The organism is Paenibacillus sp. IITD108, from assembly GCF_036541265.1.
Taxonomy (GTDB): Bacteria; Bacillota; Bacilli; order Paenibacillales; family Paenibacillaceae; genus Pristimantibacillus.
Genome location: NZ_JAZHCT010000006.1, coordinates 75,711 through 93,160, shown reverse-complemented (window position 1 = coordinate 93,160; position 17,450 = coordinate 75,711). Strand labels below are relative to the sequence as shown.

The 17,450-nt window shown below is 43.4% G+C and carries 11 protein-coding genes; 6 read left to right on the top strand and 5 right to left on the bottom strand.

Going from position 1 to position 17,450, the window contains the following annotated elements; genetic code table 11:
* Positions 1-19: 19 nt before the first annotated feature.
* The gene (locus V1L65_RS07150; protein WP_331698422.1) at positions 20-505 is read right to left on the bottom strand and encodes an S-layer homology domain-containing protein; all 486 of its coding nucleotides are present in this window, start codon (positions 503-505) and stop codon (positions 20-22) included.
* The gene (locus V1L65_RS07145; protein WP_331698421.1) at positions 475-5,220 is read right to left on the bottom strand and encodes a cohesin domain-containing protein; all 4,746 of its coding nucleotides are present in this window, start codon (positions 5,218-5,220) and stop codon (positions 475-477) included. Before V1L65_RS07145 ends, V1L65_RS07150 begins: the two co-directional genes overlap by 31 nt.
* A 294-nt stretch (positions 5,221-5,514) precedes the next feature.
* Here V1L65_RS07145 and V1L65_RS07140 point away from each other — a divergent pair, with 294 nt between their 5' ends.
* Entirely contained in the window at positions 5,515-6,876 is a 1,362-nt protein-coding gene (locus tag V1L65_RS07140; RefSeq protein WP_331698420.1) for an extracellular solute-binding protein, read from the top strand.
* 25 nt (positions 6,877-6,901) lie between these two features.
* On the opposite strand, the gene V1L65_RS07135 is transcribed toward V1L65_RS07140, so the two are convergent.
* Positions 6,902-7,933, bottom strand: coding sequence for a serine hydrolase domain-containing protein (locus tag V1L65_RS07135; protein WP_331698419.1), 1,032 nt, complete (start codon positions 7,931-7,933; stop codon positions 6,902-6,904).
* Positions 7,934-8,182: 249 nt separating this feature from the next.
* Here V1L65_RS07135 and V1L65_RS07130 point away from each other — a divergent pair, with 249 nt between their 5' ends.
* The 4 genes from V1L65_RS07130 (at position 8,183) to V1L65_RS07115 (ending at position 12,659) form a co-directional block, all read left to right on the top strand.
* Positions 8,183-9,208, top strand: coding sequence for an ATP-binding cassette domain-containing protein (locus tag V1L65_RS07130; RefSeq protein WP_331698418.1), 1,026 nt, complete (start codon positions 8,183-8,185; stop codon positions 9,206-9,208).
* A complete protein-coding gene (locus tag V1L65_RS07125; RefSeq protein WP_331698417.1) occupies positions 9,205-10,020 on the top strand; it encodes an ABC transporter permease in 816 nt (271 codons plus the stop codon). Before V1L65_RS07130 ends, V1L65_RS07125 begins: the two co-directional genes overlap by 4 nt.
* Before the next feature lie 275 nt (positions 10,021-10,295).
* Complete coding sequence (locus V1L65_RS07120; protein WP_442955677.1) at positions 10,296-11,414, top strand: SGNH/GDSL hydrolase family protein; 1,119 nt, start codon at positions 10,296-10,298, stop codon at positions 11,412-11,414.
* A gap of 561 nt (positions 11,415-11,975) precedes the next feature.
* Positions 11,976-12,659, top strand: coding sequence for a YjjG family noncanonical pyrimidine nucleotidase (locus V1L65_RS07115; RefSeq protein ID WP_331698415.1), 684 nt, complete (start codon positions 11,976-11,978; stop codon positions 12,657-12,659).
* 612 nt (positions 12,660-13,271) lie between these two features.
* Here the strand turns inward: V1L65_RS07115 and V1L65_RS07110 are convergent.
* Positions 13,272-13,844, bottom strand: a complete 573-nt coding sequence (locus tag V1L65_RS07110) for an AraC family ligand binding domain-containing protein (RefSeq protein WP_331698414.1) — start codon at positions 13,842-13,844, stop codon at positions 13,272-13,274.
* Positions 13,845-13,976: 132 nt separating this feature from the next.
* Here V1L65_RS07110 and V1L65_RS07105 point away from each other — a divergent pair, with 132 nt between their 5' ends.
* Complete coding sequence (locus V1L65_RS07105) at positions 13,977-16,772, top strand: glycoside hydrolase family 10 protein (protein ID WP_331698413.1); 2,796 nt, start codon at positions 13,977-13,979, stop codon at positions 16,770-16,772.
* A gap of 118 nt (positions 16,773-16,890) precedes the next feature.
* Here V1L65_RS07105 and V1L65_RS07100 read toward each other — a convergent pair whose 3' ends face one another.
* The gene (locus V1L65_RS07100; protein ID WP_331698412.1) at positions 16,891-17,340 is read right to left on the bottom strand and encodes a DUF4362 domain-containing protein; all 450 of its coding nucleotides are present in this window, start codon (positions 17,338-17,340) and stop codon (positions 16,891-16,893) included.
* Positions 17,341-17,450 lie beyond the last annotated feature (110 nt).

Here is a 17,450-nt window from a genome sequence, read left to right as displayed (position 1 = left end):
TTCTCGCATTATCGATTATTTAATGGTTGATAAGATTAGCAATGACTTGAATGCCCTCTGCTCTAGTGAGCAATCCTTTTGGCACAAACGTATTGTTGCCGCGGCCCTGCAGCAATCCAAGCTCATGAGCAGCCCGTGCGGAATTGCTTGCCCATGAACTTATAGAAGCTTGATCCGAGAAGCCGGCATGATCGCTGGAACCAGCTTTTTGTCCAGACTGCAGCTCGTAGGCTCTTATAATCATAACAGCCATTTCTTCTCTCGAGATTGATTGTGTTGGAGCAAATTTGCCATTGCCCTTGCCGTTAATAATACCGGCTTCGTATGCAGCCGTTACGGCTGATTCATACCATACGCCGGGAGCGACGTCTGTAAATGGATTGCCGGTTGTTGCCTGCAGCTGGAAGGCGCGTACGATCCATGCAGCAAATTCTGCTCTCGTAATCGATTGGTTCGGTGCGAAGCTTGTTTCGCTCACGCCTTGAACGACATGTCTGGCGGCCATTTGCTTGATCGCTGCTTCTGCCCAGCTGCCTGCTGCAATGTCTGAGAACGATTTATCCCATTCAAATACGCCATAGGTTCCTGGCTTACTGATATAACAGTAATCATATCGCCTTCTAATTTGCCGCCAATGTACGTTAATGTTCCATCTTCTGCAATGGCATATACGCCAAGCAATTTGCGGTTATTTTGTTCGTCTATCGGGAAGCTAAGCTGCAGCTGTGCATGAAATGCGGTTGTATCTGCAGGTTTTCCATCTTTCGTTACGATAGATAAGTCGATTTTATAAGCATGACCTGCTTCCTTTACTTTAAGCTTCTGATTGGCAGCTGCTGCTTTGGCTGCAGCTTGCTGTTGGCTTTTCTTGTCTAAAGGATGAAATGCAAAAGCAATTTGTGCTTGAGCAAGCTGCTCATTTGCAATTTTGCCTTGCAGCTGTTTGAGCGTATCAGGCGCGATGCGGGCCGTTATAGCGCTGCTGATTAACTCGACAAAGGCATCTCCAATCAGATCATAGGCATTAGCTGGCAGCCAAACTTCATTTTTATCGTCGTCGACCGCTATAGAAGCTTTGCCGCCGGAAGCTTTTAGATCGTTGCTGCTAACGATTTGAATATACTCTTTAGTTACAGGTATGTTTGGAGCTGCCGTACTAGGATTTTCAGGATCAGGATTGCCAGGGTCGGGATCAACAGGCCCAGTTGAAGCTTGAATGGCTACTGTTATTTCTTTATTTTCACCAAGTGCAATGTCCGAACCGCCGGCAAATGCACTTGCAGAACTTTCCTTCAGCACAATGCTCGTCGCAGGCGCGGCAGCAATCGCTTTAAAAGACAGCTTCGCTACTATAGTATCTGCAGTAATGACATTGCCTTCAGCTAGTGAAGCCGTGATAGCGATAGAGCCGTTATTATTGACTGCATTAAAATGAGCAGCTTCATCAGAAAACGGAGCATCTGCTGTTACAGACAGTAATTGCAGCTTGGCAGGATCATAGCTCAAATCAGCTTTTACGCTATTCAAGTTTACTACTTGATTGGCATACAAAGACAGCTCGAATGTTTCGCCTGACTTCACGCTTAGCGGCGCGCTTATATTAAGCTTGCCCGGGTGAGTCAAATCGGTAATTTTCATACGATACATAAGTGTACGATTAGAAGTTGGGGTTACACCGGCATGCGGCGAGAAGTAAATATGACCGTCCTCTCCAATCGTAAAGGCTTCTGAATCAGCAAGCTTCACATGATTTAAGGTTACTGGATCAATTGCTGTCAGTCTCCGTCCCAAATGCATATACAAAACGCCATCCGACCATTCTGCATGGAAGGAGCCCCATTGTCCCCATGAGCTATCGCTCGGGTACAGATTTTTGTACTTAACCATTGCCATTGAAGCAGGATCAATCGCAAATACATAGCCATTCACGCCGCCCCAAAGCAAGCCGTCAGGTCCAATACTAAGCCCGCCAATAGACGGGGGATTGTTCAGCCCGGGAATGTTAATGGAGATTTCTGCGATTTTTTGCTCTTTCTCTACGTCCCAAGCGAAGATTTTAGCTTCTTTAGCTACAGTTTGCGAGCTCAGCCCGCCATTAATGTTCGTGGATCCATAAATAATTCCGTTTTTATAGGCGAGTGAAATAATACTCTGATCCTGGACAATATTACGATAAACCTTGAAGGATTGAGCGGGCTCTTCCCCTTTTGGATCGTATACCATCATCGCTCCGCCCAGCTTTAAGTAATCCGGTATATTTGCAACGAATATTTTCCCGTCCCCAACGATGCCGCGTATCGGACGATCCTGTTCATCGCCGATGTTAAACAGCTTTTTTGGATTATTTCCGTTTGCCGGCTCATACACTTCGAATTCCGCATGGGGGTAAACGCCAAAATAAACTTTATCCTCAAATGGCGTAACGCTTCCTGCCTGCCCCATGGGAATTAATTTAAAGGCATGATTGAAAACATCATATTCTGCTGCTTTTGAAGCCTGCATGCCTGTAATATAAATTTTCCCGTTGTTTCCTTTCGCAAATATATGAGTGATGGACGGGGCAGGCGGAAGGAAGTTGGCAATTTGCTTGACTTTATTTGTCTGCACGTTATAGTACGTGTAGCCGCCGCTGAAATTCATCGTAACAAGACTGACTCCAGGCAGGTCGGGGTCATCAATTTCTACCCAATCTGCCCCTCGGAAGCCTGTTCCGTACGGCGTTCCCAGCTCCTCTAATTGAAGCGTATTGAGGTTGAAGGCTTGGATTTGCCCATTCACCGGCATATAAATCTTACCGTTTAAAGATGTTTTAGTTAAATGCAAGCCGGAGGAGCTGTTTTCAATTTTAACATCCAGCCATTTATTCTTATCCAAATCGTAAATATATCTCGTTTGCGAAGTGTCGAAGCGGGCAATCAAGTACTTGTCATCAACGATATCTAAATCATACACATAAGCCTTTTCGTTTAGCGGTGCAGCAATCTCTTGCTTTTCGCCAGTGTCGACATTTATTTTATGGATTTCGTTCACAGACGTCCCGCCATATATATAGCCTTTGCTATAAGCGATAGAACGTACATATTCTTCGCTGATGCGTCCCATCAATCGGCCATAATCGCGGCTTGTATCGTTAACAGGATCATACTTAATAATTTTGCCGCCGGGACCGGTGGCGATATAAATATTGCCGTGTTCATCATGATCGAGTGCCCAGAATACTTTTTCTCCGCTAAACGTAAATACTTTTTCGACTTGCTTCGTGCTCGGAGAGTATGCCCAAAGCTGGTCGCCAGCAGCAATGTAAACGGTACCGTTAGGCGCAACAGTATGACTCCAAACATCTCCGCCGCCTTCAAGCGGAAGACTTCGAATAAGCGTGTTATTGTCCAAATTAATAACATGGAATATAGGCGGAATGCCTTTTACCGTTGTATACATGACATTAATGCCATCCTCAACACCTGTACGTCCGTCAAACAAGCCAACTGTATCTGCAATTGGAGCTCCCAGATCTTCATAGCTGCCGAATCGTTTATTGTCCAGCTTTCCTGAGCTGATATCGCCGATGTTTACGAGAATTGTTTGGCTTTGCAGAAGCGGATGCACGTCATTCATCATCGTATCCGTACCCAGCACCATCCAGGCCTGCCCAGTGTCGCCAACGGCCTTGAATTGAAGCTGTACAATATCCGAGCTGGCAGGCAGCGGCTGGCTTGCGTTGGCAGAAGCTAATATGTTTACTTTGCCTGGAGAATTAGCAGCCTCTAATGAAGCGCCTTCTGTCTCAAAGTAAGGCTCCGGCGTAAAGCCTTCATATTGCAGAAGCTGGCTGTCATAGTGCAAGCTTGCATCCAGCTTTTGCAGCGATTTAATTCTTGAGGCTGAGAGAGTGACTGTAAAGCTATCTCCAGCATTTAACTGACTCGGAGCGGCAAGCATAAGCTTTGCGGGTGAAGGGTTGGGCGCGTGCAAAATTTGCAAATCGTCGTAGTACGCTTCAGCAATTGCATAAGAAGTCGTATACACAAGCAGCCTTGCATAAGCTGCATTGTCCGGCGCAGTAACCTGATGAGTCGTAATATCTGTCCATTTCTCTACAGGAAAGCCTTTACCGGTTTCATAATGTATTTCAGGAGAACCTACATCGAGTTGTGTATTGCTTTGATCATAGAAGCGCACCGTAATGCTTGCCGTACTATCGTTATTGAGATAGACCTTGCCGGCACCTGTATAGAAATCGCCAGGCGTAACGGTTATAGGGTCACTTATCATTATGACTGATTTATCTCTTAACTGGTCGTAAATCTTCAAGCTGTATGGAGCCGAATAATAATTTTTATCGGAAACAGCAGCATAATGCTCATCTCCGGATGGCAGGGAAATATCAGACCAATTAGGAATTTTATTATTGACTATACCTTGATCAAAGCCTGGGTTTCTTAAGCTTGTTCCTATAGGTTCAGCCAGTTCGATGGAAGTGTTGTCAAAATAGACAACAGCAGTTGCGCTGTTTGTTGTGCTTAGCTGTACGTGAGCATATCTTGCATTAGCAGGAGCAGCTATAGATGGCGATGCGACTTTTACCCATTCGCCAATGGGTATTCCATGTTTTGATTCATTGTGAGTGACTTGTTCAGGCATATTGATTAATACTTTATTCTCGTCACTAAAAAGAATTCTGATGCTGGCCATGTTGTTTGTAAAGCCGGCATCTTCAAAGTACATGAACGCAGAAGCGTTATATGATTGTCCTGGTGTTATCGGAACCGGGCTGCTGCGCAGAGCAATTGTTTTATTGTTAAAATGATCAATAATTTTCAAGCTATGACTGCCTTCATATTTTTGCTTATCGCTAACCTCGAATGAAAACCCTTCTCCAGTACTCGACGTAACCAGAGTCCAGCTGCTTGGCACAGCAGTCCCTGGTCCGTTATCCTCAAAACTGCTATTAGGTACAGGAAAGACGGTTTCCATGGCAGCAGAAAAGAATTCCGCAGTGTTTGTTTCTGTAGTTTCTGTTTCTGTAACTTCAGCTTCTATAAGTTCAGTTTCTATAACTTCAGATTCTGTAGCTTCAGTTTCAGGTGTCTCTCCAGTTTCTACTTCTACAATTTCCTGTACGGCGTCATCTGTCGCATGAACAGTGCTTGATAATATGCTGGCAGACAGGATTAGACTTAGACATAACATAAAAAAAGCTGTTTTTTTCATCCATTTCATAGCAATATACCCCTTTCGATTCAGGTTATTAGAGAGCTAATGACTTCTCCTTTCATTTTGTTGTAGCCAGACACTTTTATGATGTGGTATCCTTGTGGTATCCAAACATAGCGTAACCGCTTTCTTACGAAGTGTCAATTTATCATTTTCCACATCATGTCATTTGGGGGATAGCAGAAATAACGACATATTGATGCTGTAACAGGTGCTGTGATAAGCTAGTCGTTTCGGCTTGCTAATCATGATATAATCACTTCTTAAGGACATTACATAATTTAGATAAGGAGTAAAATCATGAGTAATAAGTCGGATCGCATTACCTTCCAAACGCGATATAATGATATGCTGGACACATTGCGTCATGAGATACTAACTTCTATCCGGCCCGCCGGAGAATATATACCGTCAGAGCTTGCGTTGTCAGAGCAGTATCAAATAAGCAGAAAGTCAGTGCGCAAGGCGCTTGATATTTTAGTGGCAGACGGGCTGCTGACCAAGGTTCCCAGAGTTGGCAATATGGTCAATGCTGTTGAGGAATTTCAAACCATTACGATAAGGCTTGGCTATTATCCCTCGCTTGAAAATGAGGCCGCGCTGCTGGATTTAATCGATTTGTTTCGCCGCCACTATCCGCACATCAAGGTGGAAATGTTATCGCTTCCTTACCGCAATTATGTGGAAACAGTACGTGATTTTATTCATAACGGATGGGTTGATGCCGTTTCAATTAACAATAAAGATTTTTTGCATGCGGCGGAAAGCGGGGAACTGGAGTTGTTTGAACCGCAGTTTTCTCAATTGGAGCATTATTCTTTTTTAACATCGCTGTTTACCGAAAAAGAGCAATTATACGTAAAGCCGTTTATTTTTTCTCCTATCATTTTGTGCTATAACAAGGGTATGTTTGCTAGAAGCGGCATCGCTGAGCCCGATAGCAGCTGGACATGGATAGACTTGTCCAATGCGGCGCGAATGACTAAAAAAAAGCTTGATACACTCGGTTTTTATCTCGATATTGCATCACTCAACCGTTTTCCGATATATTTGCTGCAAAACGGCTTTACGTTTGAGGATGATCCGAAAGATAGCTATAACGGTGAATTACTGTGGGAGCATTTGTTGGCTTTTCGCGATTTATTTTACAATCAGGGGGAGTCTCCCGCGTTTTTAAGCGAAGCAGACCTGGATACGGAGAAAATGTTTCTAAATGAAAAAACAGCGATGATCATTACGTCTTATTATGCTCTTCATGCGCTTAAGGAAGCTGCATTTGCTTATGGCATTGCTCCAATCCCGCATGAATCGGAGCCGAGCACCTTTGTGCTGGCTACCGGGCTAGCTGTCAGCCGGCATTCCAAGCAAAAGGATGCTGCCAAGCTGCTGGTAGATTTTCTAGCATCGGAAAAAAGCCAATTGCTTATTAGCAACCAGACGCTTAGCATCCCGGCACATCAGCAGGCGGCAGAGCGGGCAGGAGAGGAGCATGCACACCGTCCTGCCGGCTTTAACGGTTATTTGGACATACTGCCTGTGCTTCGGAATTATAAAGATTTGAATATTTCGATCCATGAATTGGAGCATTTGCATAGTGAACTGAAATTGTTTTGGTCCAAAATGGAGGAGCCGGATGCGGTTAAAAACCGTCTTGTTCGATAGATAAAAGCTTGCAACTACGCCGATGTTATGTTAGCTGTTGCTTAATTAATTTAATCATCATACGGGCTGCTGTTGAATGTCCAGAAAATTGATTGACGGTGCCTGTAAAATATAAGTCCGATTTAGGATGATAAAATGCAAAGGCGCCTGATTGGCCCCAATGGCCAAGCAGACCGTCCTTCAAATCGAAAGCAGTAATAGGCTGCTTGGAAATGCCCGTTCCATAGAAGAATAGACCTGGCCCAAATAGCAAATTCCAGCGAGCGGTCAATTCTGAAAGATCATTTTTAGAAAATAGCTGTCCATTAAAAAAAGCTTTCAGAAATATCATCGTATCACGAGCAGTGGACACAATGCCTCCTTCCGAGGTTACGGAGGTCATATACTTTGGAATGTGGACCTTCTGGTTTTGAAAATATAAAGGTACGGGACGCGTGTCTTGCATGTTTTCGTATACATAAGTTTTCTCCAATTGCAGGGGATCAAATATATTATGTTTAAACATTTCCCCAATAGGCTTATTTGTAATATTTTCAATAATTTTTCCGAGCAATTGATAGTTCGTATCAGAATATAGCGCTCTACCTTTTTGCCCAGGCTTGAACCTGGGCTTTGTTTGTTTAATAGCATCCAGTGTTTTTTCGAGAGGCCAGATTTGATCATGGCCGCTTGCCAGCTGATCAATAATGTCAAATGTAAAATAGCTTCGAATGCCTGTCGTGTTCGACATGAGATGCCTGATCGTAATATCGCTGGAATAGTCAATACCTTTTCTAATATGAAGCCCGCTCATAATATCTGAGGAAAGATACTGCTTAATGGGATAGTCAAGCTGGAGCCGGCCAGCAGCACGCAGCTGCAATATAATAGTTGTCACATACAATTTCGTAACGCTAGCTATAAAGTAATAATCCTCCGATTGGATATTTCCGCCGCTGCTCATTAGCGATAATGAAAGATCAGTATTTTCAACGCGAATGACAAACCCCCAAATGTTTTCCTTTTTAACTGCCTTTTTTACTAGCTCATCTAAAAAATATTGATTTATTTTATCCAAGATAAACGTCTCCTCTCAAAATAGTGGCTGCACTGACTGACCTTTTACAATCCGCACCAAAATATAACGTTAGATACATATCGATCGATACATTATATTGAGGAAGTTTTAGATTAGCACTAAAAATGGAGCTTACTCAGTCTCAAGACGGAACAGATTCCGTTCCTCAGAAGGTTTAATCGCATTTTGAATTTATTTACAATACAAATGAATGTACTATGGTTCATCTCTATGTAAGGAGGAATGGAAGTGGACAGTAAATTTAGAAAATCAATTGCTGATCGATGTGAATGGGCAGTTGATGCCCGTGGACTTGTTAAACATTTTGGTGATAACCGTGCGGTAGACGGTGTAGACTTACAGGTTCGGACGGGATCGATTTATGGCGTGCTTGGTCCGAATGGAGCAGGCAAGACGACGACTATTCGCATGCTGGCGACCTTATTGCGAGCAGATGCCGGCTCAGCCCGTATATTTGGATATGATGCTGTAAAAGAAGCGCAGATCGTGCGCCAGTTAATTGGAGTAACTGGGCAATACGCGTCTGTTGACGAGTCGCTTAGTGCAACGGAAAATTTAATTATTTTTTCCCGTTTACTTGGACTTAGCCGTACCGATGCAAAGCGGAAAGCAGCTGATCTGCTGGAGGAATTCGGCTTATCTGAGGCAGCCAAGCGTCCATTGAAAAACTTTTCCGGGGGTATGCGCCGCAGGTTGGATTTGGCTGCAAGTCTAATCGCTCAGCCGCCGTTAATTTTTCTGGACGAACCGACGACAGGGCTTGATCCGCGCACGCGGGCTCAGATGTGGGAAACAATCCGCAAGCTGGTAAAGTCAGGATCAACGGTGCTTTTGACAACGCAATATTTGGATGAGGCTGACCAACTGGCAGACCGAATAGCCGTTATTGATCGCGGTAAGGTTGTGGCTGAAGGCACGGTAGATGAGTTGAAAGCCTCGGTCGGCAGCTCGTCGCTGCATCTAAGAACATTAAATCCGCTTGATATTGCAGGTGCCAGGCAGCTGGTAGAGAAGGTGCTTAACGTTCGTGCAAATGTTTCTTCGGAAGCAGGCAGGATTACTGCGCCAATGGCTGATGCTGACCTTGTTACTGATCTGCTAGTGGCGCTTCGTGCGAAGGGCATTCAGCTTGCGGAGATCAGTGTGCAAAAGCCGACACTGGATGAAGTGTTTTTATCCATTACAGGCCAGGGTGTAAAAGAGGAGGAGCCGGCTGTGTCCGGACATTCAGTCCTAGAGGAGGTGCGGGTATGAGCAGCTCATCAGTGAAGCAAGAAGCCTTATATTCATTACGAAAAAGAACAAGTTTTAGTCAGTCAGTGCGCAATTCGTTTACGATGGCTTACCGTGGATTGCTCAAAATTAAGCGCACGCCCGAGCAATTGTTTGACGTTACATTTCAGCCGATCATTTTTACGCTTATGTTTACGTATATTTTTGGCGGTGCGATATCCGGAAATGTGCAAGCGTACTTGCCGATTATTATTCCCGGCATTTTGGTGCAAACCGTTATTACAACATCAATCGTTACTGGCGTACAGCTGCGCGAGGATATGGACAAAGGGGTATTTGACCGATTCAAGTCATTGCCGATCGCCCGGATCTCTCCATTAGCCGGAGCATTGCTGGCCGATACAGTCCGTTATGCGATTGCAACAGTGCTTACGCTTGTTATGGGCTATGTAATGGGCTATCGTCCGGAGAGCGGAATTGGTTTCGTTGCAATATCGGGGCTGCTTGTCATCATTTGTTCCTGGGCTGTCAGCTGGATTTTTGCCTTTTTTGGCGTGATTGCGCGAACAGCATCAAGCGTTCAAGGGATATCCATGATCATATTATTCCCGTTGACCTTTTTATCGAATGCTTACGTCCCTGTAGAAACAATGCCGAAATGGTTGCAGTGGTTTGTAAACATTAACCCAATTTCGCATTTGGTCACTGCAGTAAGGGAGCTGGCCAACAATGGAACAGTCGGCAGCGATCTTGTTATTTCATTAATCGGCGCTGCTGTTATCGTTGCTGTATTCGCTCCGCTGACGGTGCGGGCATATATGCGCAGAACTTAGTATAAAAGAACAGAAGAAGCCTTCCTTGAATGAATGCCCGCAGTTTTATTCAGCCAAGGAAAGGCTTCTTTTTATTGTTCAAAGCGATCCAGCCTGTATTAAATACTTCATATTTGAATTGTAAAATGAATTGACTATTTAATTTGACGATAATTTCTATGTCTTTATATAGTCTAATAAACACTATTTCAAATATTTGTGCTATTATAGATATATTATCGTTCAATTAATCAATTAAATTGATTAATTTGTGGGGTTTATTATTTTTTGGAAGGATGAGAGACGTGGAAACAAGGAAAGAGAAATTGCTCCAGCAATATGATAGAAAAATGCGTCCGAAAGCAAAGCTGGAAGGTAATATTCGCTGGTATTCGCCTATGGATGAGCCGTTTCAAATTGCAGGCTTTGCCTGGTTTGCTCAGGAAAGAAAGTATCGCAGACTGCCGACGCTGCCGCCTGGCGCAGTTCCAGAAGCTGTAGAGCATCTGGCTAATCATACTGCAGGGGGACAAATTCGTTTTCAGACGGATTCGACGTCCATATCGATAAGAGTGAAATTGACAGGGAAAGCAGATATGGCCCATATGCCAGCGACAGGGCAATGCGGCGTTGATTGCTATGTCGATTCCCCGGATACTATCATTCCACGAAAATATGGCAATACAACCATATATGATCACACGCAGACTGAGTATGAGTGCGCCTTTTTTTCCAACTGGACCGCAACGATGCGTAACGTATGCCTAAGCTTGCCGCTCTATCAAGGAGTCGAGGAAATATCAATAGGTTTGGATGAAAATGCGACATTGCTTGCTGCTCCAAGCTATGTTTCCGATAAAAAAGTAATCGTCTATGGCACGTCCATTACACAAGGGGGCTGCGCATCACGGCCTGGAATGATGTACACCAACATACTAAGCCGCAGAATTCCGCTCGAGTTTCTCAATCTTGGCTTTTCAGGCAATGGCAAGGGGGAGCCGGAGGTAGCAGAAATCATTGCCCAAATTGATAATCCGGCATGTTTGGTCGTTGACTACGAGGGGAACTGTGTAAGCACGGAGCTATTTCGTCAAACGCTTCCTGAATTTATAAAAATTTATAGAGAGGCTCATCCGTTGACACCGATTTTGATCGTTTCTCGGATACCTTACGCGCGTGAACAGCTCACTCCTCATTTAAATGAAATGAGAATGGAGCGCATGCAGTTCGAGAAGGAGCTCGTCAAGGAACGGCGTGAGCAGGGCGACTTGAATATTTACTTTTTTGAGGGCTCCAAATCGCTGGGTGATGACGATTTCTTCGAAAGCACGGTAGACGGCTCGCATCCAACAGATCTGGGCTTTCTTAGAATGGCTAATGCACTCGAGCCGGTGCTTAAGACATTGGTATTATAAATTTAAGAAGCCGGCGGTGCTATGCTGCTGGCTCTTCTAGTGAAACCTGTGTATTTAGAGTAATGTTTGTAGAGAAACCTACAATTTGTAGAGTAATATTGGCCATTGATTGTTTGGATGTAGTGAAACTTATGTTTTAGGCTAAAGCTGACCTATAAGGTTCTAAACGCTTGCCTCGGATTGCCGCCTGTTTCTCTAGCTGGTCAGACGTTCCGCTAATACGTCCAAAATCGCAGTTTTGAGGAGGTAAAGTGACAGACGTTCCGTTATTGATCCATAAATCGCAGAAAAAGCCCTACTTGGAGCCGAATAGCGGAATGTGTGACCATGTCGATTCATTTGGGCAACCTTAGAGTTGCCGCAGCATAACAGTACAAGAGAAGATTGCCTCTCCTCCTGCTGATCAAGCTTTTCTTCCCACGGATTCCCCTTTCACAAGCGTGACATATATTCGCTCTTTGTCAACAGGCTCGTCATTCAGCATTTTGAGCAGTCTGTTCCTATATTTCATCGGTAACGCTAAAATAGTATTGTGCGGAACTTGAAAAATTGGAGGCAATCATGAAATACGAAATTATATTGTTTGACGTTGATGATACATTGTTCGATTTTAGCATGTCACAAAAAAATGCCTTGCATAACACCTTTGTAGCGTTCGGAATACCTACGGGATTGGCGGATTATGAAGCCAAATATAAAGAGATCAGCAAAGTGCTTTGGGGTGATTTGGAGCAGGGGCTTACGACTCTGTCTGCACTGGGCGTAGAGAGATTCCGAAGACTGTTTCTTGAGTCTAAGCTTGAGATCGATGCTGATAAGTTCAGCAGCGCATACCTTGAAAATTTGGGCAGGCAAGCGTATCTGATGCAAGGAGCTGTTGAAATATGCGGCAATCTTGCCGGGTGCCGGCTTGCTGTAATTACAAATGGATATGCGAATGTTCAGAGAGCAAGAATCGGCAGCTCTCCTCTTCATAACACTTTTGAGCAGTTGATTATATCGGAAGAAGCAGGCTTTCAAAAGCCAGATACTAGAATTTTTGATTACGCATTTTCCAAACTCAAGATAACAGATAAAGAGAAGGTTTTAATTGTAGGTGATTCTTTAACTTCTGATATTCAGGGAGGTATAAATTATGGAATCGATACCTGCTGGTACAATCCACTGCGTAAGGAAAACGATACTGGTATAAAGCCGACCTATGAAATCTATAAGTTAAATGATATTTTGAAAATTATTGAGTGACTGGAAATGGACGCTAAAAGGAGATTTTTCATTCTGAATAGAATGAAAAGTCACCTTTTTTATTTTTATGCAGCTTACAACTTAATGGTATGAACGATTGAACAATTATCCAATAGGAATGGACTAAATTAATATTTTTCAAGATAGCCAATTACTATAATTGATGTATCCGCTTTCACTTTAGCTGATAACAATTTGGGGGGATTGGTTTGAACAATAATCTGCTGCGCAGGACGAGCAAATGGAAAGAAAGGGCAGCCGAGCTTTCCAAAAACAAGTGGATTTATCTTATGTTTCTTCCAGTGCTGATTTGGTATGCCATTTTTGCTTACTGGCCCATGTACGGTATTTTAATTGCGTTTCAAAAATTCAATATCGTCAAAGGAATGGCAGGAAGCGACTGGGTCGGCGTTAAAAACTTCATGCTGCTGTTTAATGATCCTTATTTTCCTCGCATTCTGCGAAATACGCTGCTGCTAAACATCTACAGTCTTATTTTTGGCTTTCCGGTGCCTATCATTCTTGCCCTGCTGTTTAATGAGATCAAACAATTAACCTTTAAAAAGGTCACGCAAACCATCAGCTATTTGCCTTATTTTATTTCAACCGTAGTCATTTGCGGCATGGTGCTAACCTTTCTTTCACCCAGCACGGGAACAGCTGCAGCAGACAGCCCTTTAAATACACATTGTAAAATGGGGGCTTGGCCGCAAATTCTGCGAACATTTCTTCCAGCATCGTTTCAGCCCATTTATCTGATTTTCCAATAAGCGGAATTTTAGTCTTTAGCTGCTTAACCTCCATCCAGAAAGGTTTTAAATAGGAAAGCATAGAAATATTGTAATCGCTTTCAATACCTGGTTGATGCTCAGTAATCGCTTCAGGCATAAATTCACAGCCGATAATTTCAAATATGCCTCCAGCTTCAATCTCCACGCGGTGCATCGTATAGGGAGGAATAAGAAAGATATTTCCTTTTACCATTTTATATAATGGCTGGTTTTCAATCGCATGCATAAATTCGCCTTTTTTAACAAACCAAATTTGAAAATAGTCATGAATATGATTTTGTATGCTGCCCCAGGTATGATCGATTTTGTACAGTTTACAGTGTTCATTTTGATCTAGATATTTGCGAGAAGAATAATAGATAACATCGGTTTCCTTCCATTTCACTTGTTCCATATATCTGCTCACCTTTAGCTATGATCTGTAGTTTCTACCATTCTATTGTATATTTCCAGTATTAGCAATAAAATAGCAGGATTAACTTTATTGGAAGATTGGTTATTATAAGATTAGAAAGGGGCTTTATTTATGATGAAGAAAAGCATTGCGCTCACTATGATATTTGTATTGCTATTTTCACTAATAGGGTCAATGGAGGGCTACGCGCAGCAAAATAAAGTTGTTATAAGCGCGCCGGACGGAGCATCAATCGTCATCGATTATATAAATGAAGCAAGGGCCGATGGAAGTATCGGCTTGTTCAGCAGAGATTTTGGCGAAAGCACCGCTCCTTTTGGCTTGGAGGATCAGCTGCTCGAATTGATTGTCGCAAATGGAACGATTGTGGATATAGTCGAGGAGGATGCTAACGGCAGCTATATTCCGCCTAATGGCTATGTTATTTCTGCTATGGGCTCAGCGCGTTCCGAGCTCGAAGCATTCACCATTGGTCAGTCTTTAGTATTGACGGGCTATGAGCCTGTCTATTATCCAGAGCAATATTTTACGATTCAAAATGTGACCATTCCTATAACTGCTGTAAATCCTGCTGTCCGGACAGCAGCAGCTGTTGCGTTGTTCAACAATCAATTTCCGTGGAAGGAGACTGGCACGAATCCGTATGGAATCGAGCTGACTGTCATTGACGGGCTGATTACTCGTTTTGATGACTATAATCCAAGTCAGCCGCAAGGCAATAATTCGCCAATTCCAAGCAATGGAGTAGTACTTTCAATTCACATTGACAGCCCCTATTTGCAAGCTGTTCGTACGGCTGCCAGGGAAGCGATGGAGAGTCAAAGCGTCGTGGATATCGTGCTAGATAATGTGCCTATGTATGGTGCAGGCCGCATCGCTACGGATGCGGTCAATCCAACGAAGCACGAAGACAATCCTTCCGGATGGGATTATGCGAATAATGCCCCCTATCCTGGTTTTCGCGGTGCTGATCAGCTCATTGTATATACTTCAGCCTATGGCCAGCCTGCTACTGGCACGAACCCATACGGCTATGAGATTGCCGTTGATCATACCGGTCGGATTATGTCTGCCGGCGGCAACAATTCGGTCATACCGGATAATGGCTTTGTGCTGTCGGGACATGGCGTGAAAGCAGACTTTCTGCAGCGTCTAGGGAAAATCGGAGGGTATGCTCACTGGGATGGCGAGCTCGGCAGCGTAACTGTACAGTATAAGCCGGATGCTTTCGTTGCACGGGAACAGCACCGCGTTCATGCTGCTGAGCAGGCTTTAGAGACAGCCAATCAGCAGTTCAGAGATATGGATAAAGCTGCTGTGCGAGAGAAAATTTCAGAAGCTGAGCAGAAAATTTCAGTAGCGGCAAGTTTGATGGAAGCAAAGCAATTCCGGGCCGGCATGGTGCTATTGCGAGAGGCAGAAGCAGCAAGCCAGATTGCTTATTATCGAACATTTGAATCGCGACGGGTGGAGGATCGGGCTGCTTGGATTCGCCCAGTGGAGAAGTCGCGTGCCGAGATTGAGAAGGTTCTGGATGATTTGCTGTCCGTAAACATCAATAAGCTATATGTTGAAATCGACTATGATGGTCATTTTATTTTTCCAAGCAGCAATGGACTCGTTACGTTAAATCCGGCTTTCAATGGACTGGACGTGCTGGGAACGTATGTTGAGGAAGGGAAGAAGCGGAATATCGAGATTCATGCTTGGGGCAAAACGTTGTTTGTCCGTCCTCCGCAGCATATGGCTCTGCCGCGCGAGCAAGAAGCGACAGATGATTCATCTTACGCGGAGACATGGGATATGTATAAGAACGGCTGGCTAATGGCCAATAAGCAAGGCAAGCATTTGTTCCGCGACAGTGCATACGTGCATTTTTATTTCTTAAGTCCGTCCCATCCGGAAGCGATGAGCTGGTTAGCCGGTGTTTATCGTGAAATCGCTGAAAAGTATGATGTGGACGGTATTCAGGTTGACTATGTACGCTATCCATCTGAAGACCCGTATTATCCAGGGCAGGATCCGGGTTATGAGTCAATCAGCCGCGACTTATTCAAGCAGCAAACTGGAAAAGATCCGCTGGTTCTGGCGGCTGATGATCCCTTATATAAAAAATGGAATGAATTCCGTGTGAATTTAATTAATCAGGTGCTGTACAATATCGCAGATGCTGTTAAAGAAGGGAACGCTGATCTAGAGTTCTCGGCTGCTGTATGGCCGAATTATCCGCGTGCCAAGTCCGAGCTTTATCAGGATGCCATTAACTGGATAGAGCGGAGTTGCCTTGATAATATTGGCATTATGACCTACAATCCGGGCACGGAGCTGCCGGTCAAGGATACGATTGATGCGCTCAAATTCGCCAAGGGCAAAGCAGCTGTTATGACCGGCCTTGCTGCCTATATCGGTTCATCCAAGGAGATGCTGGTAGAGCAGATCGATGCGGTACGAGAAGCTGCGGATGCTGACGGCTTTGTACATCCGGCTAATGGAGTAGCTATTTTTGAATACGAAACCTTGTTTAAAATCGGCTACGACGAAGCGCTTCGCGAAGGCGTATTTAAAGACGCCGCTGTTACGATAGGGCGTGAACCGGATAAGGCAGTGAAATTAATCTACAGCGAAATTATTCGCAAAATAGATAGTCTGTATGTTCCAGGTCAAGGCATGAGGGTAAAGGATGCTGAAAAATATAAAAAAGAGCTGAATAAGATGATGCAAAATGTCGACAAAAACTGGAATAAAGGTAAAAAGAAATCGAAGCTCGATAAATTACTGAAAGAGATTGATAAATTTAAGAAGGATTTGAACAAGGATAAGCATCTTCATGAGCTGGTAAAGGCTCGCATCAGCACTGACTTGATCCAGGCGCATGATATTATTACGCTCGCGATGTCTAAAAGCTAATTTAGGATTTTTATGTGACAACAGCACCGTACGCTTTCCTAGCGTACGGTGTTGTTATGTTTATGGATCAAGCTGCAATCGGCGAAAAGAAAGGGTAATAAGAGTTAATAGCTGTTTATTATTTTTCACTATTTTCTAAAAAAATCAAAGGAATATGATTTGAACGGCTGCCTTCACAACCATCTAATTTATAAAATACTCCATTCATGTTTTCATTAGAGAAAGGCTCTTGTCTTATATTGCTGCAAACCCCTTTTTTGATATCCCTAGCAGAAAATTTATCCCTGGAGTTATCTATTTTATAAAAGATTTCATCATTTTGACCACGTGTGAGATCTTTGATAATTGGATCGCCCTCGTCAGTGTAAACGACTATTCTAATCTCATTTCTCTTCTTTTCAAGAAATTCAAAAAAATTGTTTAAATGATATTTACCACTATGAGTAACTACAATATCTCCATTTTTTATTGCTTTTTTTGAAGGATAGTTATAGTTAGAGAAAAGTGCAATTAGAACAAACGATACAATTAAACAAACACTAATTACAAAGAACCATCTACTTTTCATCGTCTCACTCCCTAATACAATGATACCAAGAAACATACAGAATGAAGTTTTGTATTCAAAATTATTTTACATACAATTTACGTTATTTTTACATGAAGCAACATGATGAA